The 26,128-nt window shown below is 40.5% G+C and carries 23 protein-coding genes and 3 pseudogenes; 16 read left to right on the top strand and 10 right to left on the bottom strand.

What is annotated here, in order from left to right; genetic code table 11:
* Window positions 1-8: 8 nt before the first annotated feature.
* Complete coding sequence (locus C427_RS21150) at window positions 9-305, bottom strand: hypothetical protein (protein WP_007641304.1); 297 nt, start codon at window positions 303-305, stop codon at window positions 9-11.
* Between the two features lie 2,000 nt (window positions 306-2,305).
* On the opposite strand from C427_RS21150, the gene C427_RS28920 reads away from it, so the two are divergent.
* From C427_RS28920 to C427_RS25705, 5 genes and pseudogenes are all read left to right on the top strand, one after another.
* Complete coding sequence (locus C427_RS28920) at window positions 2,306-2,632, top strand: MerC domain-containing protein (RefSeq protein ID WP_081589051.1); 327 nt, start codon at window positions 2,306-2,308, stop codon at window positions 2,630-2,632.
* A 52-nt stretch (window positions 2,633-2,684) separates the two neighbouring features.
* Window positions 2,685-3,913 (top strand): annotated as a pseudogene (gene zigA / locus C427_RS21140) (zinc metallochaperone GTPase ZigA).
* The gene (locus C427_RS21135; RefSeq protein WP_236613721.1) at window positions 3,865-4,539 is read left to right on the top strand and encodes a DUF1826 domain-containing protein; all 675 of its coding nucleotides are present in this window, start codon (window positions 3,865-3,867) and stop codon (window positions 4,537-4,539) included. Before zigA ends, C427_RS21135 begins: the two are co-directional and overlap by 49 nt.
* A gap of 54 nt (window positions 4,540-4,593) precedes the next feature.
* On the top strand, window positions 4,594-4,995 hold the full coding sequence (locus C427_RS21130; RefSeq protein WP_236613720.1) for a disulfide bond formation protein B: 402 nt from the start codon (window positions 4,594-4,596) through the stop codon (window positions 4,993-4,995).
* A 107-nt stretch (window positions 4,996-5,102) separates the two neighbouring features.
* Window positions 5,103-6,186: pseudogene (locus C427_RS25705) on the top strand (IS3 family transposase).
* Between the two features lie 787 nt (window positions 6,187-6,973).
* On the opposite strand, the gene C427_RS21115 reads toward C427_RS25705, so the two are convergent.
* Window positions 6,974-7,612 carry a TonB-dependent receptor domain-containing protein gene (locus C427_RS21115; protein WP_015431295.1) on the bottom strand — a complete coding sequence of 213 codons (639 nt, stop codon included), beginning with the start codon at window positions 7,610-7,612 and terminating at the stop codon, window positions 6,974-6,976.
* Entirely contained in the window at window positions 7,609-11,712 is a 4,104-nt protein-coding gene (locus C427_RS21110; RefSeq protein ID WP_015431294.1) for an Ig-like domain-containing protein, read from the bottom strand. Before C427_RS21110 ends, C427_RS21115 begins: the two co-directional genes overlap by 4 nt.
* Window positions 11,713-12,622: 910 nt before the next feature.
* Between C427_RS21110 and C427_RS21100 the strand changes: the two genes are divergently transcribed.
* Window positions 12,623-14,224 carry an IS1634 family transposase gene (locus C427_RS21100; protein ID WP_007642903.1) on the top strand — a complete coding sequence of 534 codons (1,602 nt, stop codon included), beginning with the start codon at window positions 12,623-12,625 and terminating at the stop codon, window positions 14,222-14,224.
* A gap of 243 nt (window positions 14,225-14,467) precedes the next feature.
* On the opposite strand, the gene C427_RS21095 is transcribed toward C427_RS21100, so the two are convergent.
* The 3 genes from C427_RS21095 to C427_RS21085 all read right to left on the bottom strand — a co-directional run bounded on the left by C427_RS21095 (window position 14,468) and on the right by C427_RS21085 (window position 17,695).
* Window positions 14,468-15,112 (bottom strand): hypothetical protein, encoded by a 645-nt coding sequence (locus C427_RS21095; RefSeq protein WP_007642905.1) that lies wholly within the window; start codon window positions 15,110-15,112, stop codon window positions 14,468-14,470.
* 616 nt (window positions 15,113-15,728) lie between these two features.
* Window positions 15,729-17,366, bottom strand: coding sequence for a chaperonin GroEL (groL, locus tag C427_RS21090; protein WP_007642907.1), 1,638 nt, complete (start codon window positions 17,364-17,366; stop codon window positions 15,729-15,731).
* 38 nt (window positions 17,367-17,404) lie between these two features.
* Window positions 17,405-17,695, bottom strand: a complete 291-nt coding sequence (locus tag C427_RS21085; RefSeq protein WP_007622844.1) for a co-chaperone GroES — start codon at window positions 17,693-17,695, stop codon at window positions 17,405-17,407.
* A 346-nt stretch (window positions 17,696-18,041) separates the two neighbouring features.
* On the opposite strand from C427_RS21085, the gene C427_RS21080 reads away from it, so the two are divergent.
* Window positions 18,042-18,899: a MipA/OmpV family protein gene (locus C427_RS21080; protein WP_007642913.1), complete on the top strand. Its 858-nt coding sequence runs from the start codon at window positions 18,042-18,044 to the stop codon at window positions 18,897-18,899.
* A 167-nt stretch (window positions 18,900-19,066) separates the two neighbouring features.
* On the opposite strand, the pseudogene C427_RS21075 reads toward C427_RS21080, so the two are convergent.
* Window positions 19,067-19,721: pseudogene (locus C427_RS21075) on the bottom strand (DNA-methyltransferase).
* 279 nt (window positions 19,722-20,000) lie between these two features.
* Here C427_RS21075 and C427_RS21070 point away from each other — a divergent pair.
* The 5 genes from C427_RS21070 to rplI all read left to right on the top strand — a co-directional run bounded on the left by C427_RS21070 (window position 20,001) and on the right by rplI (window position 22,701).
* Window positions 20,001-20,240, top strand: coding sequence for a type II toxin-antitoxin system RelE/ParE family toxin (locus tag C427_RS21070; protein WP_015431292.1), 240 nt, complete (start codon window positions 20,001-20,003; stop codon window positions 20,238-20,240).
* A 35-nt stretch (window positions 20,241-20,275) separates the two neighbouring features.
* Window positions 20,276-20,662 carry a hypothetical protein gene (locus tag C427_RS21065; RefSeq protein WP_007642919.1) on the top strand — a complete coding sequence of 129 codons (387 nt, stop codon included), beginning with the start codon at window positions 20,276-20,278 and terminating at the stop codon, window positions 20,660-20,662.
* A gap of 918 nt (window positions 20,663-21,580) precedes the next feature.
* Window positions 21,581-22,006: a 30S ribosomal protein S6 gene (gene rpsF / locus C427_RS21060; protein WP_007642931.1), complete on the top strand. Its 426-nt coding sequence runs from the start codon at window positions 21,581-21,583 to the stop codon at window positions 22,004-22,006.
* Window positions 22,006-22,233, top strand: coding sequence for a 30S ribosomal protein S18 (gene rpsR / locus C427_RS21055; protein ID WP_007622887.1), 228 nt, complete (start codon window positions 22,006-22,008; stop codon window positions 22,231-22,233). Before rpsF ends, rpsR begins: the two co-directional genes overlap by 1 nt.
* 15 nt (window positions 22,234-22,248) lie before the next feature.
* Window positions 22,249-22,701 carry a 50S ribosomal protein L9 gene (gene rplI, locus C427_RS21050; protein WP_007642932.1) on the top strand — a complete coding sequence of 151 codons (453 nt, stop codon included), beginning with the start codon at window positions 22,249-22,251 and terminating at the stop codon, window positions 22,699-22,701.
* Window positions 22,702-22,896: 195 nt separating this feature from the next.
* Here the strand turns inward: rplI and C427_RS27930 are convergent, their stop codons facing one another.
* The 3 genes from C427_RS27930 to C427_RS21040 are packed head-to-tail and all read right to left on the bottom strand — an operon-like array spanning window position 22,897 to window position 23,963.
* Window positions 22,897-23,058: a hypothetical protein gene (locus C427_RS27930; protein WP_236613719.1), complete on the bottom strand. Its 162-nt coding sequence runs from the start codon at window positions 23,056-23,058 to the stop codon at window positions 22,897-22,899.
* Window positions 23,055-23,312 (bottom strand): DUF4287 domain-containing protein, encoded by a 258-nt coding sequence (locus C427_RS21045; protein WP_007642939.1) that lies wholly within the window; start codon window positions 23,310-23,312, stop codon window positions 23,055-23,057. Before C427_RS21045 ends, C427_RS27930 begins: the two co-directional genes overlap by 4 nt.
* Window positions 23,313-23,327: 15 nt before the next feature.
* Complete coding sequence (locus C427_RS21040) at window positions 23,328-23,963, bottom strand: MOSC domain-containing protein (protein WP_007642942.1); 636 nt, start codon at window positions 23,961-23,963, stop codon at window positions 23,328-23,330.
* Between the two features lie 98 nt (window positions 23,964-24,061).
* On the opposite strand from C427_RS21040, the gene C427_RS21035 reads away from it, so the two are divergent.
* The 4 genes from C427_RS21035 to C427_RS21025 are packed head-to-tail and all read left to right on the top strand — an operon-like array spanning window position 24,062 to window position 26,098.
* On the top strand, window positions 24,062-24,628 hold the full coding sequence (locus tag C427_RS21035) for an RNA polymerase sigma factor (protein ID WP_007642944.1): 567 nt from the start codon (window positions 24,062-24,064) through the stop codon (window positions 24,626-24,628).
* Window positions 24,621-24,938: a hypothetical protein gene (locus tag C427_RS27925; RefSeq protein ID WP_015431291.1), complete on the top strand. Its 318-nt coding sequence runs from the start codon at window positions 24,621-24,623 to the stop codon at window positions 24,936-24,938. The genes C427_RS21035 and C427_RS27925 overlap by 8 nt, the downstream gene beginning before the upstream one ends.
* Before the next feature lie 23 nt (window positions 24,939-24,961).
* Window positions 24,962-25,120, top strand: coding sequence for a hypothetical protein (locus C427_RS27920; protein ID WP_015431290.1), 159 nt, complete (start codon window positions 24,962-24,964; stop codon window positions 25,118-25,120).
* A 27-nt stretch (window positions 25,121-25,147) separates the two neighbouring features.
* A complete protein-coding gene (locus C427_RS21025; protein WP_007642947.1) occupies window positions 25,148-26,098 on the top strand; it encodes a DUF4097 family beta strand repeat-containing protein in 951 nt (316 codons plus the stop codon).
* Window positions 26,099-26,128: the final 30 nt, after the last annotated feature.

Here is a 26,128-nt window from a genome sequence, read left to right as displayed (position 1 = left end):
ACAATGATTTAGCGTTTACCACGCCAAGTAAGTGACTGTTGATTCAGTTGCGATAAATCAACCTTCCCCGCGATGATTTCATTACACAGTTTTACGGCAGTTATTGCCTGCGCATGATTCAAGTGTTTGTATGCAGGCCGGTTAATGCTTTTATACCACACTCCTTGGCATACTGAATCAAGAACGATACGCTGAAAACAATGATCATACTTTACCGGCCAGTTGTTTGAAAATTCAAGTGCCATTTTTGGCATAATATCTCTGGTCATCGTCAAGTAGTCTTCTATTAACGTTTGTATACTCATCTCACAAATAATCCTTTCCTTCTCGCGGTTTAGTCGTCGAATTAATCCGGCTACTGGTTTTAGGAATAACTTCACTGAATAGTTAAATCTAGCTGATATTGAATGATCAAAACATGTACTTATTTTTGTTTTAAATTCAGACATTGCAGAAGCATAAATACTAGTTAATTACGCAATGGCAGAAAGGTTTATGATAAAGATTTTTTGCTAAACTGTGGCTTTTATCGCTTTTAGAGCACAACATTACCCTTAAAAGTAACAAAACCAACAGCAACATAAGTAGTAACATCAGTAGTATCACACATTGATATGCTAATATTTTGAGTACAGTTTTGATTATTTTTCTACTCTAACGCGGCAATCAACTCTTATACGTTCTTTTAGTCTCAATAGATTTTCTATACTCGCCAAAATCAACGGCTTTCTAGTGAATGGCCCATTTTAGAATATCAAAACCGGGAATAGGCCTAGCAATGCCGCAACCTGCGCCAAAACACTATACTTCTAATGATAACTGTTGATGATAATTGGGTTTAGTAAATAATAAGCAGCTTCAGCGTAAAGTTAAATTTAATTGAGCTGTTTTTTCCCTGCCGCATCGGCCTTCCACTCCTTCTAGTAGTAATTTTTCGTCCAGTTAAACGCCCTATTTACTCCTTGAATTTATCATTATCTGCGCTTGTACTCCTGTTAATTCTATTTCTTGTACCACCTTTTACTTTGCCTTCCACATGATCTTTAAATAATTTACGATATGCTTCTACCCTTTGTGTTTTTCTTTACCTAAAGCTATATACAATGAACTAGGCGTGCATAATTTGGATTCTTTGTGTAATGCATTTATTTGATATATTTTGATGGCTCATCCACCATAGTGGCTTTCACCGGATTGGACTCAATGCAACGGCAAAGTTGTAAAAGTAATCATTTTCTTGCACTAAGCATGATTTATAATGTTCTTCCCACAATGAGCCAGTTCAGTTAGAGCCAAAATTAAAGTAACGCACACATTTTTATCCTAACGACTGCATCATGTTATTTACATTATTTTGAATTTTGGTGTAACAAGAAGGTAAATATAATTAGTTATTAATACCTATGCATAGCCTTTTATTTGACACTTCTTTGAATATTCCTCAATTAATTTACAAGGCAGCTAAGTTTAGCTCATCAGTAAAACAATCTGCTTGTTATTACCTCGTTGAATGACGTGTTGTGCGACACAACTTGGTGCAACACCAACTGGTGAAACTCCGACTGATTTCGCCATATGCGACTTTTCCAATTTCTATCGAAGTAGAAAAAGTATAGTTAATAGTTAACTTCACACTGATCCCGACTATTCCGCTGCCCAGTAATTTTAACAAATGTATAATTTTGTTTCTGTAGATGTGATGGGGAGTCGTGGATTATCATAAGTAATTAAACCACTTATTCGCAAAAGTAAATTTGGTCAATTGATACTATTTAGTTTTTAAGGTGAATATTATTGAGTAAGCTCGATATTCCTAACAAGCATGGCTCATAAAGAAACACCCCGTAAACCAAAATTTTTGTGGGGTATTATGTTGTTTTATGAAGGGCTATGTAATCTAAAGTAGACTACATCATGCTGCCCATAAACTGCTGATCTATATGTTTTATTGCTCGTTTTAACTAGTGCAAAAAGAGGTACTCCAACTTATACCCCTACTAATTTAGGATTCAATTTTGTGAATATCCATTGTACAACAAAAATACAGTTCATTACCCCCTCCCACTTCTGAGATACCAGTTTGGAACACAAATACCTTCGTAATCAGAGCACCAGTAAATCGCATAAATCCTTTCATATTCTCATCATCTTTTTTATCTTTATGTTGGACCTCCTCGAAACGTATAAGGACTTTTTGAATAATATTGCATCGCGCTTAAGTGTTATGTTATATTATAACAATAGTTTAATTGGCATAAGAATCCTTGTTATTTATGAAAGATAAACTTGGTATTTTTTTGCCTTCTTGTGCCTGTGTCTTTGTTTACTCACCCCATTACTTGTTTTGGTTATGGGGACCCATTTGGTTTTAGGTTACTTAGAAGCAGAATGGGTGCATAGGCTCCTGTTGTTTCCAGTGTTTGTCATTGCGCTTAGCAGCATACCTAAACGCTACTTGGTAATGCGAAATCAGTGGCTACTGATACTGACTAGTTCCGGTTTTATCACAATTATTACTACACAATTTAATCATGGCGAGAATGAAGTTTGGCTAACAGTGCTTGGTTCGATTTGTCTTATCGGCGCACATTTCCTGAGTCTAACCCTATCAAGGCATAAAGTGACTTTTTAGGTGAATGTGCCATTGCCTTATTTCGTAACGAATATTATCAACGGGAACATATATGAACAAAGCTATACGCACTGCTATAGATGACAGTCGCTTACCAGTGACCTTGCTATCTGGGTATTTAGGCGCAGGTAAAACTACGGTGCTTAGCGCCATACTCAATAATAGGCAAGATATCCGCGTTGCGGTAATTGTAAATGATATGAGCGAGGTCAATATAGACGCTTCTCACATCAGCAACGAAGTCAGTCTTAATCGCACAGATGAAAAACTTATTGAAATGAGTAATGGGTGTATTTGCTGCACTCTCAGAGAAGACCTATTATTAGAAATCAATGCTCTGGCCGCACAAAACCGATTTGATTATTTATTGATAGAATCTACTGGGATCTCTGAACCCTTGCCTGTGGCTGAAACATTCACGTTTGAAGATGAAGACGGCAACAACTTGGCAAAGGTGGCTAGGCTCGACACTCTAGTTACTGTGGTAGACGGCGCAAATTTTTTAAGTGACTTTCAAGACGCCAAAGATCTTTGTGACACGCAAGAATCCTTAGGTGAGGACGATGAGCGAAGTGTCGCCGATCTGCTGATTGACCAAATTGAATTTTGTAACGTCATTTTGATCAGCAAAACTGATTTGATTTCTGAGCAGCAACTAAATGAAGTTAAGGCAACATTATTCTCACTCAACCCTGATGCGAAAATCATTCCTATTTCAAATGGCAAAATTGCCATAGACGAAGTGTTAAACACACAGTTATTTAATTATGAGAAGGCACAGCAATCCCCTGGTTGGTTAAAAGAGTTACGCGGCGAACACATACCAGAAACCGAACAGTTTGGTATCAGTAGCTTTGTATACCGAGCAAGGCGTCCTTTTCATCCCAATAAATTTTTCGAGTTTCTTCATCAAGACTGGCCAACGGGTAAGCTAATTCGCTCCAAGGGATTCTTTTGGCTCGCCACTAGACCTATGTTAGCAGGACAATGGAGTCAAGCCGGCGGTATCGCTAGATATGGTGCTGCAGGGCTTTTTTGGAAGGCAATACCAAAATCTGATTGGCCAGACGATACAGCCTCCCTTGAAGGCATTCATTCACAGTGGGAGGAACCTTTCGGTGATATGCGCCAAGAACTGGTTTTATTGGTCAAGGTTTAAACCAATCGCAGATCCAAACAGCGCTTGATGAATGTTTATTGTCGCAAGAAGAAATGTTGCAAGGCCAAAAAGCTTGGCGACGTTTGCCAGACCCATTTCCAATATGGGAGATAGAAGGATGATTGCTGTTCAATCTGAATTAACTTCAACCACTTACATATCGGATCACCATGATGTTTTTACGCATTTCTTTACCGAGCATATCAATGTATGCGGATGGCAACGAAAGCTTTCTCAGTCTGTATATGAGTACTCTACATTACTTACTAAACATCAAATTAAAGTGGTAAGAGAAATTTCTCCTGAAGAAGTTTTTTCTGAATTTAACAGCCTCTTACCTGACTCACAATACAAGCATGACTTTCTAGAAGATGTGCACTTATTGTCAGATATGATGTGTTGCATATTTGATTGCAAGTCTGTGGGCTTAAGATTAATAACACTCGACCATGCAATGTGCCCTAAATTTCATACTGATAAAATCAGCGGCCGACTTATTTGTACTTATATGGGTAAAGGTACCCAGTGGTTGCCAAATGCTGCTAAGGATGATCTTGAATTGTTAAATCAAATAAAAACACCTAATCAAATGCAAGGTAAGCATGATGTATTGAGCGCTAAACAAGGTGATGTGCTGTTGCTGAAAGGGGATGCTTGGCCAAAAAACGAAGGAAAAGGAGCAATACATCGTTCTCCGCCCAATCCATTAATCCAAAGAAGAGTACTGCTAACATTAGATCCAATGTGAAGACGCGACCAATAGAAATATCAGAGTAAAATAAATAATATGGATAAAATTTTATTGAATTGGCTATATTGTAATAGAAGGTCTTTAGGCCTAGTTTCGATAGCTATTTGTATCATTGCCTGGAGCCTAGAGCTAACTGACTTGGTCTATGTTTGCCCATACTGCCAAGCGCAACGTACCATCATCGGGCTATTAGGTTTGAGCTTACTGTTACCTAACCCGCGTAACTGGATAAATTTATACTTTGCCAGCACCACTGCAGCATTTGGCTTTTTCATTGCGGCTCATCAGCACTTTGAGGGTTGGAAGAAGATCATGTTCGGGAAGTTTGAATGGGGTGAACATTGGTATATTAACCCTTGGTTGCTGTCTGGTTGTGCCCTGTTGTTGATATCTGGTCTTTTACTGCTTATTTGGGCAACGCCCAACACCGTTAAGAGACCGAAGTTAAAATAAGGTAGTAATAAAAAAAGCGTTCTTATCTGGGCTTGGATGTTGTTTGAAGTGTTCTAATTGATTCGGACACTCTAGTTAAGAGATAATACTCAAATCTGGAGTGGACTATGAATGCTAGAAAGAAATATTCAAAAGAATTTAAGTTAGATGCGAGTAGCTTGGTACTTAACCAACAATACACCAGATCTGAAGCGGCTCGAAGTTTAGAAGTGGATCCAAATTTGATTACCCGTTGGATAAAAGAGCATGAACAAGATAATGATGGTCAGGCTTTTCGTGGTAATGGGAAGCTTACGCCCGAACAGGAAGAAATCCGTCAGTTGAAAGCAAAGTTTCGTCAGCTTGAGATGGATAAAAACATTTTAAAGGAAGCGACGGTCTTCTTAGCCAAAGAAATCAAATAAAGTACGACTTTATTGCCAAAAAGAAGAAGACCTATCCGATTGATAGAATGTGTCAATTATTGGAAGTAAAGCGCAGTGGTTATTATCGTTGGGTCAAGAAAATGAACGACGACATTGACCCAATTCATAGTGAGATGATAAAGCTGGTTAAGGAAGTAGCCAAGGCGGCTGAGAACGTTTATGGCAGTCGCAGAATGAAGCATGCACTGAATGGTTTAGGGTTACCCACTTAGTCGCCAAAAGTCGCGTAAACTGATGAATGAAGCCGATGTGTGGGTTAAATACCGTAAGAAGTATAAAGTCACTACTGATAGCAATCACAACAAACCGTTGTTTGACAATCTAGTGAAGCGACAGTTTGATGTCGATTCGCCAGATCAGGTTTATGTTGGCGATATCACCTAGATATGGACACGCGATGGGTTGTTGATGCGTTACGCATGGCTATTTGGCAGCGTAAACCCAAAGACGGTTTAATTATGCATACCGACCGAGGGTCGCAATATGCGAGTCATCAGTATAGAAACTTGTTATCGGCCCACGGTATCAAAGGCAGCATGAGTAGAAAAGGTGACTGCTGGGATAATGCAGTGGCAGAAAGTTACTTTGGGAGTCTGAAACAAGAGCGTGTGCAATGGCAAATTACCAAACACGCTTTGAAGCGCAGCAGAACATCCTGAATTACATCTTGATGTTTTATAACAGCCGCAGACTGCACTCATATCTTGGTTATCAAAGCCCAAATCAATATGAGCAGAATATGGCTAAATTAGAAAAAGCAGCTTAACCGGGGTGTCCTAAAAATGTTGACCATGTCAAACTGTCGGATTAGGCATTGAAATTGAACATAAGATAGGTAATTTGGATGCGGTTGGATTTGACCATAACAATTTAGAAAAGTAAGGCTAATTAGACCGCATAGTGCCATCAGCCGTTATTAGAATAGTTGCCTTTACTTTATAATGGTTCTACTAAGCAGACGTTGCTCTTTGCGAGCGTAACGATAATTTTGGGCATCGGGAAGCATCAAAATTTGTGAGGCCATAATAATATATTACCGAGATTCTGTGCTCGCTTGTGAGACGGGTTTAAGCTGTTAGCTGCCGTTGGCCACTCGTATCTGAACATCCACTTTTGCTACAAAGCTGACCTAATTTTCATGTCAATTATCACCATTATTATGTCCACTATCTTCAAGGATAGCTGACATTAGGATATATACTCTATGGCGCTAACGCCCTCAAACGAGATATAAGCTAACCTTCACTATCGCCCAAGGAGTTATTTATGGCTTTGCAGAGTTCAATGGCGATAATCTGGTTATATCATTTGATGATGAAAACAATGATGTAATTGATAGTTCTTTATCTTTTCAAGGGCAAGAATTGAAAGCCTTGCATTTCAGTGCTTATTCAATATTGAGATGCTTGAGCAACAGGTATTGTCACAAAGCCGTAATTTAGATACGGCTTTTTCATATTAATGAAAGCTCAACTTTATGAAAAAAAAGTCTTATAAATCCAACGGTAATGACAGTTATCAAACAACGGCGTAAGTTGAACTTAATTAAAACACTAAAAACTATACGCCCCACCCAAATAGAGTACATCAACATCATTAGGCTCTAAAGCATACCGCGTAAACCCTATACTCAATTGCCATTGCTTGGTTAGTTGATAATGTCCCTCTAGGCCATAGTAAATATCATTACCGTCATGCTTAGTGGTTATTTGCTGTGCTTGATAGGTACTCGTGATGTCACCTTCCCATGTTATAAGGCCCAGTGATACCGACGTACTTATATCTTCTTGTTGCCAGAATTGATAACGCGCTCCAAGCGTAAAACCATCACCTAATACCGGCGATATGTTAGCGACACTATTGTGATATTGTGTTGGTGATAAGGTGTCGCCGGTAATGGTGACATCGCCATCACCTTGCTTAAGATAACTCGCTTCAAGGGTTAAGCCATTGTCTAGCTGATAACCAATACCTAATGACCAACTGGTGTCACTATCGCTCAGATGGGTAACTTCTCCTGACGGTAACTGTGCAGTGAGGCTTCCTGTGTTAGCTTCGCTTTTTCCAAGCTCTACGCTCACCAACCAGTTATTGGCATGGCTCGTTGCACTCAACAGTAACCCCGCACTTAGAGTAATTAACTTGGCGATAAAGCTTTTTACCTGGTTATTTTCTATATGGCTACTTTTCATGAGCGAGCTCCTTTGTTTGTTAGTCTCTGCTGTGACGCAGCTCGGCTATCTACCCAAGCAACTCTGCGACGATAAACAAGTAGGGATGCTATACCCATAAACCACCAAGCCATTGCACCTCCACCACTGCCTTTATTGGTCACAGTAATGGTTTCATAGGCTTTAACGCTAACCGTAATTTGCCCTATCGCTTGGCCACCATTACCATCATCAATCGTATAGATGATGATGTCGTTGCCGTCAAAGCCTGCTTGAGGGGTATAAGTTAACGTATTGTCAGTATTTATCGTGACACTACCTTGCTCTGCATCGGCGCTAATAAGCGTTAAGGTATCATCATTATTGTCACTATCGTTGGCCAGTGGCGCTATAATAATGGCTGTTCTGTCATCAGTGCTCGCACTGTCGTTTTGCGTAACAGGTGCTTGGTTTTCAATAACGTTAACGATTACATTGGCAAAACTTGTACCACCGCGACCATCACTTACACCATAGTTAATCGTAGCAACACCAATAAAGCTTATCGGTGGTGTGTAGATAAGTTGCTGGATGTTAATAGCAATATCGACTACACCAAAATCAACACTGGCACTGTTAATCGTTAAAACATCGTTATCTTCATCGCTGTCATTGAGTAATACATCAATCGTAATAGGTGTATTTAGTGCAGTGCTTGTTGTTTCAGCTTCTGCCACAGGGAAGTGATTAGTATCTATTAATACTGCCACGCCGCCTGGGTCAACAATACTGCCGTTAGCTAAACCATCATCATCGTTGGGCCCACCATCTTCAATCGTTAACTGCACACACCAATGGCCTTCGTTTAGCCCTATTGTCCAGCTTGCATCGCTAGGAGGAGGACAAAAGCCAAAGCTTCCTTGGCTTGAAGCAAACTGGTTATTAACATCAACAACAAATTCAACCCAACCATTTATTGGCGTAAACTTCCGATACAAGGCGTTTGCAGGTATGGGTAAGCGTTGAGGTAGCACTAGATTATAGCTTTGACCTGCTTGGGGTAAACCATAAGCGATAAAGTCGAATACACCCCCTACATTTAGCGCCTCTTCATCGTTTTGCACTTCATCAAGCGTCAGTTCAAGGCCACCACTTTGGTTATTGGCTACCGTAGCGCCTTTACGTAAGCATACACCTCCATCACCTTCAACAAGAAAACGTTGTGTTTCACTGACCTGCTGTGGCATAACGTTACATGCACTGGGCACATCAAGATAATTAGGAATACCATCAAAATCATCATCGCCAAGCCCTTCTTCATTATCAGGAATTAAATCGCCATCGCTATCGACATCGGTTAATACGGCTAAGGCATCGTTAATGACAAGATAAATGTTGGTTGTTGTCGATAGCGGTGTATCACCATTATCTGTCACCACTAAGTTCAAGGTTTGAATACCGGCTGTTAACCCTGAGGTATCAAAGGTGTAAGTGGTTTCATCATTGTCAACATCGACTAAGTCACTCTCGCTATCTAGCCATTGATACTGGTGTGTATCAAGCGTATTACTATCAAAAACCTCTGTTTGAATAACCACTTGACCTGCATTGTTTTCAATCAATAAACGCTGTTCATTGTCTTGCGTCACACGATAGGTCACTTGCGGTGCAATATTTTGTGCAGTAATCGTTAAGGTATAAGTAGATTTAGCACCAAAGTTAAGCGTGTCATCGAGTGTAATGGTTAATGTTTCATTGTCCTCAGTAATATCGTCAGCTAAAACATCAAAACTAATAGTGCCAAACTCTCCAGAGTCGATGACAATCTCATCTGAAATAAGGTTATGGTCGTTAGCATCAGATGAACCGCTCACGCTATAACTTATAGTGAGCGGGTAAGTAGGTGAAGTGCCGTTTAGGAAAATACCCACATTATGTGAAGTCCCCTCCACTGTCGTTTCATCTTTACTCATCGTAATAAGCGGGTGCACAACGACAGATTGACTTGCCACACTTTTGAGGCCTTGGCTATCTTCTGCTTGCCAATACGCTACGTTGTTACCCGGTCTAAATAACGTGGTGCCATCGAGTAAGGAAACAGGCAGTCTTTTTCCTGCGTTGTCCACAGCGGTGGGTACCCCTAAATCCACTTTAGTAAATAACGCCGTTGCATTAACGATTACGTCTTCAGGCAGTGTAATAGTTGGTAATTGTGCGTTAATGCCACCATCAATAAATAACGTCACACGTGCCTTTGCAGAGCCATTGTCTTGGTTTTGGTGTCCGTCATTAATAACATAATCTAGCGAGATAACCCCTTGCACACCCGCCTGAGCTTGATAAACCAACTGATTATTATCAATACTAACACTACCAATACTGGCAGAGGCGTTAGTGATGGTTAATTCGTCACTTTCAATGTCACTATCATTACTTAGCACATCAAGGACGTAGACCCCCGTTTCATTAAAGGCAAGTGTAATATTATCATCGGTTGCTATAGGGGCGTCATTAACAGAGGTGATAGTGAGCGATATTGTAGCAGGTGCTGAGTCTGCTTCACCATCATTCGCCGTAAAGGTAAAGCTGTCTTCACCCTGATAATCCGCTTCAGGTGTGTATTGCCATTTTGCAGCATTATTTAAAGAAGCCGTTAACTTACCATGTGAAGGTTCGCTTGCAATAATAAAGGTTAATTCATCTCCTTCATCATTGTCCGTGGCCGTTAAGGTAACAAACGTATCGCTATCTTCTGCTAAGGTTTCACTCACATCCGCAGCAACGGGTGCTTGGTTGATAACAAATACCTCGAGGTTAAAGGCCGTTAAGCTTGCCGATGCATTGCCACTGTCTGCTACGCTAATAATAATACCTGATGTGGTACCAATATCACTCTTACTTGGCGTGCCGGTTAATGCCCCGGTGGTGGCGCTAAAAGCGGCCCAACTCGGTTTATTGGTGATACTAAAGGTTTGGGTGTCACCTGCATCCACATCACTAACGCTCGGCGTAAAGCTGTAAGCCACATCTTCATCAATGGTCGTCGCTGGCGTACCCGTGATAACCGGTGCGTCATTGGTATTTGACACCGTCACACTAAAGGCGCTTAAGCTCGCGGCGCCGCCGGCACTATCGTTGACCGTGATAACAATCCCCGACGTCACACCCACGTCATTATTATCCGGCGTGCCGGTTAATGCCCCGGTGGTGGCGCTAAAAGCGGCCCAACTCGGTTTATTGCTGATACTAAAGGTCGTGGTATCACTTGTATCTGCATCCGTTACACTCGGCGTGAAGCTATATACTGCACCCTCTGCTACCGTGGTTGCTGGTGTACCTGATATTACCGGTGCTTCATTTATTACAGGTTCAATTATACCACTCCCACTTAATGTTGAACCTTTAATTGCCCCAAGAAGAATAGCTGATTCAACACCACCATCATTATTATTTGCAATCGCAATTTTAATTGTGTGGGTAGTTAAGTTAAGATCAAGTGCACCAGAAATTATAAGTATATTCGATACGTTACTAAAACCGGTTACGGTAGTTGATGAAGCAAATAAAAAATCTGCGTTAAAATTAGACAGTAACAGACCATTTGGAAAAGTAGCTATATTAACCCCGTCAACCATAATGACCGCGGCATCTAAATAGCTTGTATTACCTATGCTTTCATTGGTAGCGTACATAACTTCCATAACGACGGACTTAATATCAGGCTCAGCTTCAAAAGTAAAAGTCAAAGAAGCAGCGTCATTAGTAGCGTATGTATTAAAGCTGGGATGGTCAGTAAGCGCTTGAGCGACATCGGTTTCTGCTAGAGTAGAGCTCACACCATCAGCTATAAGTGTGCCTGTACTTAGCATAATACCAGTGTTAGTAAAAATAGAATCTTTATTATCAACTTGTCCGAAATCAAGATTATCAAAAGTTCCTAATTGACCTACTTCTCCAACTGCGGTAGCCGCACCAAGTGTATGAACTCCGGTAAAATTAGCAGCAAGTGCATCTCTTAATTCGTTTGGGTCAGAGTTATTGGTTACTGTAGATTCAGCCAAGGCTGCTTGCGACATCAATGAAATCAGGATAAAAGGGGCTATCGATAAAATACTTTTTATTAGACTCTTTTTGATGGGCATGGACTGGACTTCCTTAGGTTAATTATTTAACGAACATGAAACTTATTGAATTCAAAATCGCAAAATTATTATATTATAAAAATGTAATAAAATGTAATAATATAAATTGAAATCATTCTCTATTGTTGTTTTCAGATGGACACTATGGATAAGCTCAGTTCCCAGATTAACCCATACAAGTATTTCTTTTTTTAACAACTCATTAAGTCACTCATACTGAACATACGTTACTTCAATATAAATGCTTGTTAATCACGCCAAGCTGGCCAAGCTGGCCTAGTTGGTTGATGCGATAAAAGCTTTTGTCGACATTTTTCATTGGACACAATTCCATTGTCAGCTGAAGAGGGATTAAGGCTGCTTCATTTTGAATATTCTTATTATTACACTGAACGTCGAGCCGTCTTTCAATGAATAACATCACGTACCCGGTAGTTTTGATAAGTGAGATATCCAATATTGAAATGCACACTCCATTTCATACGCTTTTAACCGACATATAACACGCGCTATGGTGTCACTATTAGTATATCTGCTTTTAAAACGCTATATTCTCTAGCCAATCAAGTTTTAGGTGCCCAAAGTCTTCAATATCTTCCTGCGCCAGATAGCACAACACTAATGGTTAGCAGAAGAATATAGAGCAGGTTATTATTTTTACAGCGTTCAATGCGAGGATCTGTAATTGAAATAAAGTGTTTCAGAAAAGTAGTATTCATTTTTATACCAAGGCTAATGTTATGCCTTGATCTGATCACGACTTGCTCCAAAAGTACAATCTATAATGATCTTGCTGTCATTCCGCACCTAAATTTGGTCATTAATTAACCACTTGATGTGGGTTTGTTAAAAATACCTTGACGCCGATCCCCAGTTTTGACCTATTACTCTCTTTTGAGAGCTATAAATAATGACTTACCCCTCCTCCAAATCCCTCGATCACCTCGGCCTTGTCGCTGGATTTTGTAAAGATATTCAACTTGCACAATATATTGATGATGCATTAGGTGGCTCTAATGAGCGTAAAGTCAGCTTTGGACAATTATTCGTGGCGATGCTACTCAATGGTTTAGGTTTTACCGGTCGCACTTTGCATATGTACAGTGAATATTTTGAAAGCAAACCGCTTGACCGTTTGCTCGGGGAAGGAATATCTGCCGATGATATTAATGACGATGCGCTTGGGCGATGTTTGGATGCACTTTACGACAAGGGCGTATCCTCTCTTTACCAAGGCATAGGCGAGCGGGTGGTCAATCATCTAGGGTTAGATTGCCAAGCGGTGCATCTCGACTCCACTAGTTTCCATTATGATGGCCAAGCCACACCAGAGGGTGAGTTTGGACACATTCGCATTGCCCAAGGCTATTCACGTGACCATCGCCCTGAGCTCAATCAGGTGATATTAAATCTCATTTGCGAAAACCAGTCGGGTATTCCGGTGTACATGAAGCCCGCCAGTGGCAACAACAATGATATGGAAGGCTTTAAACAGATTGTGAAGGCGCATATCGGTAGTTTAAAAGCGGCTCAAGCCAGCCGCTATTTAGTGGCCGATGCCGCGCTTTATGTCAAAGAAACGATTGAGGAATTAGACGCCCGAGGTCAATTATTTATCACGCGGGTGCCGCAAACACTGAAAGAAGCGAAGGCACTGGTTACACAAGCCCCAATTTTACTGTTTACCCCTATTTCCCAAGGCTATGAAGGCGTCAGTTATGACAGCGAATATGGCGGTGTTAAACAAACATGGTTACTCATTCGCAGTGAGCAGGCTTACAAGCGTGAGCAACACAACTTAAACAAGCGCATGTTAAAAGCCGGCGAGCAAGCGCGAAAAAGCTTCAAACAGTTAAGCCAACAACGCTTTGCCTGCATCCAAGATGCACAAAGTGCCATTGTAAAATGGCGAAGTAAACAAACCGTGTGTGATGTCAATGCCCGAGCAATTGAAGTGACGGTATATGCAAACGCAGGACGACCTAAACGAGGCGAATTACCCACGCGCATTGAATATCAAATCACGGGCGAATTATGCACACCTCTGATATCACGCCAAACCGCTTTACACCAACTCGGACTGTTCATTATTGCCACCAATGATGTCAGTGATGATTTGGATATGGCCAGTTTACTCAGCAGCTACAAAGCCCAGCAAAATGTTGAAAAAGGCTTTCGTTTCTTAAAAAGTCCCGACTTCCTAACCAGTGCCATTTACCTCAAGAAGCCAGAGCGTATTGAAGCCTTACTGATGGTCATGACCAGCTGTTTAATGGTGTACGCCAGTCTAGAGCATCAAATCCGCAAAACACTCAAAGACAAGGCGTGTTACTTCCCCGACCAGAAAAAAAAGCCAAGCCAAACACCCACTGCTCGATGGGTTTTCCAATGCTTCGAAAATATTACGGTTCTGTATCAAGCTGAACACATTCCGCTGGTGATGAACTTAAAAGAACGACAACACATCATCATTAATTGCCTTGGTGATGTATACCGGAGAATTTATTCTTAAAGTGGGTGCGGAAGATCGGATATAAGTCTTAGACGTCTACATCCCACTGTAGCTAAAGGTTAAAATCAACTTAAAAAGGAACGATTATTGTACCTATTCTTATGTACCTAATTAGCATGGTCAAAACGGAACACATTAATAATGAGGCTCAACTCTAGGGGGACCTTCCCATTGAAAACTTGCTAGCAAATGGTTCATGATCTGAACCAGAATATTCAATACGTTAACGCTAATTTCGACCCTTTAATAAGTGCCATCATCAATCGTGTAACACAATTGGTTGCCTTCCAAATTACTGAGTCCTAAAAACCCTGAAGTATCCATTTTTTTACCTTTCTTTTTATCCTTCCATAGCCCATAACCACGAGAGCGATCTTCGATGTGCAATGCTGAGTTTCGAATTTTTCTCACTGACGGAAATAACCTATTAAACTCATTAAGGCAATCTTGGGTAGATTTAGGTATACATTTGTACTCCACTAGTTCTTCTAAAAATTTAGCAAATGAATCAACAGAATAGACAAATGTGTGCGCATGAATAAATGGGATTTGATGCAAATATGATCTTGGTATGATGCCAAGTTCAGCCTTACTTGCCCTTAGCTTTTTCTCAGTGATTAATCTGTATTTATCGAAATCTTGGTAATAATCATCCTCGGCATCGTTGCGAACATGAAGATCAATTTCTTGTCTCAACTCATTCTCTTGCTCCATTTCTTGACGATGATTTCGTTGTGTGGAATTTGATGCCTCATACATCGATAAGGAAATTGCAGCCTCCGTTACAATACGCTGTAAGTTACTTAGCATGCCTTCAATTTCATGCTTTAAACTTTGGTCTTCGAATTGAAGCCGCGTGCCCGGATAGTTTAATTCGATGATGTACATGCCACTCCTTGCTTATAACAGCTTATTATATTCTCCTGTGACATATCCTACCGTGTGAGCTAGGACTGAACAACGTATAAACGGCTAAAGAATTATATCTAAATCATAAGGTAACGAGCCAATCTTCCAATTCAGTGAACCACGAAGCTATCGTCATCAAGGACATGGTACAAATGACACACCTGTATGGGGAAGCTTTGATAGCTAGTTCTAGTTTGTATTGTCCCATGATGCGTTCATACGTAATGCCTTTAGGCTTATCCCCTTGCTGGAAGTCTTTGGCTTAGGTCTTTGGTTTAAATAGGAGCACTGGTGGTAAAGGTCTAAATGAGAATGATTCTTAAAACTGAATATTTCAAGACTACGATAATCGTAGAAGTAAGGTAACGACGCAATCGTCATAGATATCTAGTACCCCAGCATGCCCCCCTATGGCATCTGTAAGGGAATAAAAGAGACTTATGTGAATAGGTGAGAATAGGGAGCGTAAAGAGCTGTGTGTCAGTTATAGATGTAAAAAAGGGCGCCACGAATGGCACCCTTAATGTCTCCACAATTGACTCTACAAGGTTAAAATAAACCTTTTTAAATCAACAACTAGCGTGGGGAAGCTTAATTACATCATACCGCCCATGCCACCCATTCCGCCCATGTCAGGCATGCCAGGTGCATCAGTTTTTGGAGCTTCGGCAATCATACATTCTGTGGTGATCATCAAACTTGCGATTGATGCGGCGAACTGCAATGCAGAACGAACCACTTTAGTAGGATCTAGAATACCCATCTCTATCATATCGCCGTATGTGTCGTTGGCAGCGTTATAACCGAAGTTGCCTTCGCCATTCTTCACTGCGTTAGTCACAACAGAAGCTTCTGCGCCAGCATTAGAAGCGATTTGACGTAATGGCGCTTCCATTGCACGAAGTGCTAGTGTAATACCGTGAGTTTGGTCTTCGTTGTCGCCTTTTAAGTCAACCATTTTAGAGGCCGCACGAACTAGAGCAACACCACCGCCAGGTACAACACCTTCTTCTACTGCAGCACGTGTTGCATGAAGTGCATCTTCAACACGGTCTTTTTTCTCTTTCATTTCGACTTCAGTGGCTGCGCCAACCTTGATAACTGCAACACCGCCAGCTAATTTAGCTAGACGCTCTTGAAGTTTTTCTTTGTCGTAGTCAGAAGTAGATTCTTCAATCTGTGCACGAATTTGCGCAACACGACCTTTAATCATCTCCTCTTCGCCAGCACCATCTACAATAGTGGTGTTGTCTTTGTTGATCACAACACGTTTAGCTGTACCAAGATCTTCTAGTGTTACTTTTTCAAGTTCTAAGCCGATTTCTTCAGAAATCACTGTACCACCAGTAAGTGTTGCAATGTCTTGCAACATAGCTTTACGACGGTCACCAAAACCAGGTGCTTTAACCGCTGCTACTTTAACGATACCGCGCATGTTGTTTACTACTAAGGTAGCTAGTGCTTCTCCTTCAACATCTTCAGCAATAATCAACAAAGGCTTAGATGCCTTTGCAACCGCTTCTAATGTAGGTAGTAATTCACGTATGTTGGTAATTTTTTTATCAACCAAAAGCATGTATGGGTTGTCTAGTTCAACTGTCCCGTTTTCTTGGTTGTTCATGAAGTAAGGAGACAAATAACCACGGTCGAATTGCATACCTTCTACAACGTCTAATTCGTTTTGTAGAGACTGGCCTTCTTCAACTGTAATTACGCCTTCTTTGCCTACTTTATCCATTGCTTCAGCGATAAGGTCGCCGACTTCAACGTCAGAGTTTGCAGAGATAGTACCTACTTGGGCGATAGCTTTGCTATCAGCACAAGGTACAGATAAGGCTTGTAATTCTTTTACTGCAACAACAATAGCTTTGTCGATGCCGCGTTTAAGATCCATTGGGTTCATACCGGCAGCAACTGCTTTCAAACCTTCGGTCACAATAGCTTGAGCCAATACAGTTGCAGTAGTAGTACCGTCACCGGCTTCGTCATTTGCTTTAGACGCTACTTCTTTAACCATCTGTGCACCCATATTTTCGAATCTGTCTTCCAATTCGATTTCTTTGGCTACAGATACACCATCTTTAGTGATGGTAGGTGCACCAAATGATTTTTCTAAAACCACGTGACGACCTTTAGGACCTAAAGTTACTTTTACTGCGTTAGCAAGGATGTTGACACCGGCTAACATTTTTACTCGAGCGTCATCAGAAAAACGAACTTCTTTAGCTGCCATGATAATAATTCCTCAAAAATGCTGTTAATGGATTGGGTTTATTCGACTACTGCTAAGATGTCGCTTTCACTAAGGATAAGCACTTCTTCGCCGTCTAACTTTTCAGTTTTAACCCCATAACCATCGTTGAAAATAACGATGTCACCTATTTTAACGTCGACTGCTTTAACATCGCCATTATCTAGTACACGACCATTTCCTACAGCGATAACTTCGCCGCGAGTCGACTTTTCTGCTGCAGAGCCTGTTAATACAATGCCACCTGCAGATTTACTTTCTTGTTCGTGACGCTTAACGATAACGCGATCGTTTAAAGGACGAATTGCCATTTTCAAATCTCCTGAAAATTCCAATGTTAATAATGCTATGTGCCTTTGACATAAAGGCGGTGATTAAGCAGAAGACGCATCGTCTGCTTAGAATTCTTTTCTGATAGAACTTAGTTCTGCGTTCATAGATGGGGTTAGCAGGAGTGATCTCAAGGCTTTTTAATTAAAAAAGTAAAATAAATACGATGTTTCACTCCATACATTTTGACATAGGGTAAGTGATTCACTTTTACAATGCTGTAAAAGTGGATCTTTTGTTGCTGTCACAGAGTATTAGGTTTTGAATCTATAATTGTTGCCTATGGGAGGTTTCATTTTGGTTGCAAAAAACAATAGGCTTTACTTTATGAAATATTGGGCGTTATTGGTGTTAATTGTGACGAGTACTCACATCAAAGCTCAGGAGGAGATTGCCTTAGAAGATGATATGCGACCTGTGTGGGAGGTGGGTGTATTTGCTGCGGCTTTTAGTTCCCCTGAATACCCTGCAGCAGGTCAACGTCAGATTAATGTTATTCCCGCCCCATATTTTATTTATCGCGGTGAAACCTTACGAATTGGTGATGGCTCAATTGCCAGAGCAGTAGCAATCGATAAAAGTTGGTATGAACTCGACTTATCTTTGGCAGGTTCGTTTAACGCTAATTCAGAGGATAACGAGGCAAGGCTTGGTATGCCTGATATAGATTTTATTTTTGAGTTAGGACCACAGCTTAGAGTACGGTTATCTAAATTTGAATTTGAACAACATGGCAAAGGAGAGTTGTTTTTAAACTTACAAGCTCGCGCCGCATTTTCAACCGATTTTTCGGGTTTTAACAAACGCGGATATGTGTTTCAACCGGTATTGAGTTATCGCCAACGAGGATGGTTAAGCGAGAAAACCGCATTATCTATTAACCTGTCACCCACCTGGGCTACTGAAAAATTACACAATTATTTCTATCAAGTTGATAATGATTTTGTCACCGAACAGCGTTCAGCCTACGATGCCAAAAGTGGTTATTTAGGTACAGAATTATCTGTCGGTCTGTCATTTAACGCCACCGAAGACATTCGAATTTTTACCTTTGCCCGTGCTTCTCTGCATTCGGGAGCAGCAAATGAGGATAGCCCAATTTTTAGAGACAAAAGCACTTATTCTTATGGTGTAGGCATGGTGTGGCAATTATGGGAGAGTGAAGAAAAGGTGTCAGGCCGATAGGTTTTAATGTTTAATTAGATGCAACGTCATCATTTCCCACCTAATTCACATAATAACTGGAGAATTTTAAAACGAATTTAAGCCAATAGTATCGGCCACATGTCGACCGTTTTGCTGACTAGGAGGTTTTGGTAGCTACATTATTGAATGACATACATAGCCAGTGGTTAATTCTGTTCGCGGTTCATGAAATAATCATGTGCGTCATCGGATATATCACTGCCAAGATATTCTCTACCACAATTCTTAGCTGCTAAGAGAGTCGCTCCAGAGCCAAAAAAGGGATCGATTACTAATTCTCCGCTAGATGTGCTTTGTTGAATGAGTATTTCGATAAGCGGAACTGGTTTCTCGGTTGGATAGCCTCTATAAACTCTTTTACACTCGAGTACATCGGGAACACCTAAATTATTAAGCTTTCTTTTTCCTTTTCAAAAAAAGTATAAATTCGTGTCTTGAACGATAGTGATATCCCATTCCTATACTGACTTTGTCCCAGACAATAGCTTTCCAGAATTTGAAGCCCATTTTTTCGGCAATAGGTTTTACAAAAAACATGGTTTCTTGATCACAAAATAAGTAAAAGTGAGCATTTTTGCTGAGTACTCGGTAAACCTCTTTAAATAAACTCTCAAAACGCTCGTTTGGAAAAATATTAAACCATTGATTACTAGAGGATTTACTCACTTTTAAGCGAGTGGTTGTGCCAATTCCCCTATGTTTCTCTAATGACTCATAAGGTGGGTCTGTAATCACTAAATCCACACTGCCTGACGGTAATGTGGCGAGCCAATCTACCGCATCGATTTTAAATAAACGCATCAATTTCCTAAGCTAAAGTACTGCTTGTTATACCATTATTATAAATATTGGAAGACTGTACTTTCTCCAATTTTCGGCACTGTACACAATAAGCTTGGCTTGTGTGCGAATTTTTAGCTTGGAATTAACGTAAAAGTCCTTTTAATTCCTTGCCACATGTCAATCGACACATTTGAATTAATCCGGCATTGCCGTATATTTGTTATATGATTTTTATAGAAACTAGTATATTCACAAAAAATCTTACCCAATTACTTTTCTGATGATGATTACCGAGGGTTGCAATCGTATTTTTTACAAAAACCTGATGCCGGTGATATTGTCGGTGGCTCTGGTGGAGTAAGGAAAGTTCGCTGGGCTGTTTCTGGTCGAGGAAAAAGTGGTGGAATACGCGCAATCTATTATTGGAAGAAATCAGAACATGAAATTTGGATGCTAACGATGTATAGCAAATCTGAAAGGGCGACAATTTCTGGTAATGTCTTAAAACAAATAGCGGAGGCAATCGATCATGAATAATCGTGATATTGGATTAGAAATTCTTGAAGGATTAAATGAGATTAAACAATTCAAAAGTGGCAATAAAAGGGTTTAGCGATAAGGATATAGTAGAGCTGCACCAATACAATAAGTTGGGGTGGATGTATAACACGCTTTATTTTATTGTCGACAAGCATTTTAACCGACCTGAATGCATGGTGACACAAACGGTTTATGATGAAATTAAGGAGTTGGTTTCGCCATACTCTCCAACTCAACTATCTTCAATGGCGTGGAACGCAGTTAATTTTGTCTCAGGAAATATGGTTACTCATGGGTTTGGGGAAAAAATAGCGCTGGAGAGAATGCCAATACGTTTAAAGAAAGTTTTGCAGGAATCGCAGAATAACAAATACAACGCAAAAACATTTGAACGTAAAAACGCCCAACATTACCGATAGAAACTGTACTCTCATGGGTAGATGGAATAACACCAGACGGGCGTTAGCAGTCGCCTTAATCGTTGATTTAGGTTGTTCAGCAATGCCAAATTTTGAGAGAAACTAGCTTAATAGCATTAAAGCTCCCTGTCTAATAATGGTATTTATTATTTGCTGCAAGCTTTACCCTAAGAGACTTTCAGGGGGTAGTCCGTTGCAAAGGATAGCTGGTATCGCTCTCTCGCAACCACTGCTTATTTATAAACCTCTTTTGTTTAAGTTGTCTTTGTTTCCCTACATATTGCCTACGCAAAAATTAAAATCATTTAAAACCAATGAGATAAATTGTATTTATGTCCCATCTATCAAAGGTGCAGCGCTTATTTGAGGAAGAGTAATCTATCAGGAGACACATTGACTTTGGCGTAGCCATTTAAAACTCTTAGTCGGCAAAGCCGATGCTCTTGATCTACCCTCGACTGTATGTTCGCCAATTATCTGCTCTCTTTTGGAGGGCAATCGCCAGGGAAGGCGATTGAGTAATGCCTCGTCGGGAACGAATCATTACGACCTGCAAAAGTGAGCAGATAGTTGGATGAAGAACATATTTGGAGAGCGGCTTTTTTCTGGTTACTCTTTTTTAGCTGCAGCAAAAAGAGTAACTGGTTCGAAGGGATTCGAGTCAAAAACCGCATGGAGGCGGGTAAGCGCAGCGCATGCTTTAAAGGTTATAAAAGGGGTAAGCTGCCCAGCAAACTACTCCATCCCCCTAAATAACTGAAAAACAGACTTTTTACTGAATGAAAGCTAAATATATCTTGTACAAAAAGCCCAGTTTATATACAATCTTCGCCGCTTAAAACAGTCACTACTTTTAGTTCCTTGTCTCTATATAGCTTGACTGTGCTATCGAGGCTACAACCGTGAGGAGCAACATATATGCGTCATTATGAAATCGTATTTATGGTTCACCCTGACCAGAGTGAACAAGTTCCAGGTATGATCGAGCGTTATACTGGAATTCTTACCCAAGATGGTGGCACTATCCACCGCTTGGAAGATTGGGGCCGTCGTCAATTGGCTTACCCAATCAATAAACTTCATAAAGCACACTATGTTTTAGTTAACGTTGAAGCCACTGCTGAAGCCGTTGAAGAGCTAGAAACTGCTTTCCGTTTTAATGATGTTGTTTTGCGTAACCTAGTTATGCGTACCAAAGATGCTGTTACTGAACAGTCTCCTATGGCTAAAGAAGAACGTCGTGAAAAGCGTGATGAAAAACCTTTTGAAAAGCCTGCTGAGAAACCTGTTGCTGCCGTTGAAGAAACAGCCGCTCCAGCTCCTGTAGAAGAAGGGGATAAATAATGGCTCGTTTTTTTAGACGTCGTAAGTTCTGTCGTTTTTCTGCTGCTGATGCTCCTGCGATAGATTTTAAAGATATCGCTATGTTGAAAAACTACATCACTGAAAGTGGTAAAATTGTACCTAGCCGTATCACTGGAACTAGCGCGAAATATCAGCGTCAGTTGTCAACTGCAATTAAGCGTGCGCGCTTCTTAGCGTTGCTTCCATATACTGATTCTCACAAGTAATCATAGGTAGCAAAGATGGATATCATACTATTAGACAAGATCGCTAACCTAGGCGGCTTGGGTGACAAAGTCACTGTAAAATCAGGTTATGCGCGTAACTTCTTGTTTCCACAAGGTAAGGCAGTTCCCGCTACTAAAGTAAATGTAGAAAAATTTGAAGCACGCCGTGCTGATTTGGAAGCAAAAATTGCTGGACAACTTGCATCTGCACAGGCTCGTGCAGATAAGATTTCTGAGTTGGGTGAGGTGACTATCGCTTCTCCTGCTGGTGATGAAGGTAAGTTGTTCGGTTCTGTCGGTACACGCGACATAGCTGCTGCGATTACTGCTGCTGGTGTCGAAGTGACTAAATCTGAAGTTAAATTACCTGTTGGTACTTTACGTGAAACTGGCGAATTCGAAATTGATTTGCAAATTCACTCAGAAGTTACTGCGACCATCAAGTTGGTTATAATTCAAGAAGCCTAATCGCTAATTGTCTTTGAGCATCTAAAAACACCGCTAAGTTAGCGGTGTTTTTGTATGTCTTTTGTTTAGTGTTTTTAAATGTTACTTCGCTTGTTTATAGGTCTCTTTAATCCACTTTATTTGTTCATTATCAACTTCTTCTAATTCTGTGAGTTGCACTCTATGTGTTCACACAGTGCCAAATCGCCCTGATGTCTACAGTCTTTCACTGTGGGGTGTGTTATTCAATTTAAGACCTAGATCGATTCGCTTTTTTGTCGTCGGTTGAATAGGAGTGAATTGTCTTGTTACTCCCAAACTCACTACCAGTTTTTTTGCGACAGCTTCGACATCAGAACCAAGGTGGGTGATTGTCATGAGTAATTTGTTGAATATAGGTTTGAGGCATTCCTTACTTTATATTGGTTAGCAACTAAATCATCAGCATCAGATGAAGCCGCATACGCTTCATGAAACTTCAAGGTAATAAAATTGGCAAAACCGAGAGTAATAGCATGTTCGCTTTTAAGAAACGTTATGTATTCGCCATGTTTGCTAAATGACTGTTGTGACAATAATAACTTCCACTGGTCCAGTGTTTTACCTGTTTTTTCTAGTAAATTTTGTTCCATAACTTGGCTCACGTTCTAAGTTAATTGGTATTTGTTTTGCAGCCGTTTTTGCCATTCATGATCAAGGCCTGTGGCATTCGTTGTAAGCTGAATAAGGTGCGATTCAGCCTTACCATGAATCACCTTAAGCATAGTATCTAAAGTGACATTTGTATTTGGTCTTTGCTGCAACAGGAATTTATCATTTAGCGTGATGTCACCGGCCTGCAAAACCCGGTAATACCAGCCGTTGAGTCTATGCTGGCTAATAAAGTGATTTAAATCAGGTTGTTTGAACTTTGCGTCGATTTTCCAACAGGGAATTCGTGGTGAGCTAACTTGTAAAACGCAACTGCCCACATTGTAGATATCACCAATACACACATTGTGCTCATTCATATCAGTGGCTGACAGGTTTTCGCCTATCATGCCTGACTTGGCTTGTTTATGTAGAAGCGGGTAACGTTTGATGATTTTTTCGTAGCTGCTCAATGCATATTGATGTAATGCTTTCTCTGGGCCGCCATGGAAGCGTTTATCAGCCTGAATATCGCCAATGATACCTAATTCATCCACCGATACTTGTTCTACCGATTGCTTGTATATACCCGTTGGACTGCGCTTTTCACCAATGTTGGATAACTTCCCCGAATATAAACCAATGATTTTCATAATTATTTTCACTCACTTTAATTATTTTTTTGGTGCTTTAAACTTTAATGATCTACTCTGCGACTAATCTTTTAACACAACAAGAGTAAGACATTAGATTGACTATCCAAGGAAACGTTGTCGATGCTCAGCATAAGTTTGCCACAAAAAGTGAGTGGGACTTAATAAAAGCTGTGCAGGGCGGAGATAAACAAGCTTATAACCGATTGTATCAAGCATACATTGGGCAAGTGTATGGGCTATGTTATCGGCTGACAGGTGAAAAAATGTTGGCTGAGGATGCAACACAAGAAGTGTTTATTCAGTTGTGGCGAAAAATCGGAAATTTCAAAGGTGACAGTAAGTTTTCTACTTGGTTACACACCGTAACGTCTAACATCACAATTTCTTATATACGTAAACAAAAAGGGTGGCTGCAGAAGATGTTTAATATCGAAGATTCTGTGGTTATGAACGCAGCAGCACAAGAGTCGAGCAGTAGCGTTGACATCGAAAGCTATGTTGCAAGACTGCCTGACAGAGCACGAATCGTGTTTGTGCTGCATGCCATTGAAGGATACCGACACGAAGAGATTGCCACTATGACCAATATGGCTGTGGGCACAAGTAAAGCACAATTTCACCGGGCCAAGCATTTGTTGAAGGAGTGGATGGGCTATGAATAAAACTAATTTTAAACAGGCCTTAGCGGACCAGCTAGCGGACTTAAATAAAGACCAACAGCCAGAGAGAGATTTATGGCCGGGTATCGAGTTAGCGTTGTCGAGTGAAGCTTCAGAACCACCTCGTGTAGCCTTGGGAAAGAAGATGTACTTGGTGGCAGCTACGGTGGCTATGTTTGGATTGATTGGCTGGTTGTCGGTTAACCAGCCGGCTGTTTCGTTAACGGGTGATGATTTGGTTGCATCATTAAGTGCACAGCATCTAAAACAAAAAATGCTTTATTGGTCAGGTTTCAAGATCAACCTGCACTGACCCAAAATTGGCAAAACCAACTAATGGAATTAGATGACGCTGCAGATGCGATTAAAACGGCGTTAGAAAATGAGCCAAACAATATGGCCCTATTAAAGATGCTACAAAGTGTGCATCAACAACAAATTAATATAATTGAGCGCGTGCATTCACCGAAGTGGTCACAACTGTCACAAATTTAAAGTGCTGAATTTTTAGGAGTATAAAGAATGAAAAAGTTATTAATTTTTGCTGGGCTTTTATGTCTGAGCTGGACTGCTTTGGCTGATGAAAAGATCAACCGTTCACTGGACGTATCTAAAGCCCCTTATGTGCAGATTGAGCATGTAAATGGTTCTGCCAAGGTGATTGCTTGGGATAAATCTGAAGTTAAAGTAACAGGCATTCTAGGCGACAGAACAGAAAAGTTTATCTTCGAAAAAGACGACAATGAAGTGCTTATCAAAGTCAAAGTAAAGAATAACCATGGTTGGAGCAACTGGGGATCAGATAATGGTGACGATTTAGAAATATTCGTCCCTCGTCAAAGCAAAGTCTACTACAGCGCAGTCAATGCTGATGTTGAGTTAGAAAAAATTCGCGGTGGTGCAAGAGTTGAAACAGTTAACGGCTCTATAGATGTAAAAGAGTTAGCAGGGCGTATTCGTCTAGAATCAGTGAATGGCGAGGTCACTGCAGATAGTTTAGAAGGTGACGTAAAAATAAGTACTGTAAACGGCTCGATTGACTCGCGCAGTTCAAAAGGTAATGAAGACACCTACGAGTCGGTGAACGGCAATATTGAAGTATTCAGTGATAGTGCTGATATAAACGTAGAAACCGTCAATGGCGATATCAAATTAAAGCTTGGTAAGATCAGTCAGCTAAATCTTGATACAGTAAATGGTTCGACAGAGGCTTGGCTTGAACTTGAGAACAACGGCGAGATTGAAGCTTCATCAGTAGGTGGTTCGATTCGCCTCTATTTGCAAAGCGAGGTATCGGCAAGGTTTGACATTGAAGGTCATGCTGGTGGCGGTATCACTAATAATTTATCTACTGATAAAATGCAAAAAGCGAAGTATGGCCCTAATCGTTGGTTAAAGTTCTCTTTAAATGGCGGCAGTGCAAAAGTGAATGTGTCAACTGTTAGTGGACACACTCGATTAGATAAGAAGTAAACTGAGCTTTATGTTGTATACACATAATTC

Source organism: Paraglaciecola psychrophila 170 (assembly GCF_000347635.1).
Taxonomy (GTDB): Bacteria; Pseudomonadota; Gammaproteobacteria; order Enterobacterales; family Alteromonadaceae; genus Paraglaciecola; species Paraglaciecola psychrophila.
The sequence above is the reverse complement of the archived record's forward strand: the minus strand, read 5'-3'. Positions and strand labels throughout refer to the sequence as shown.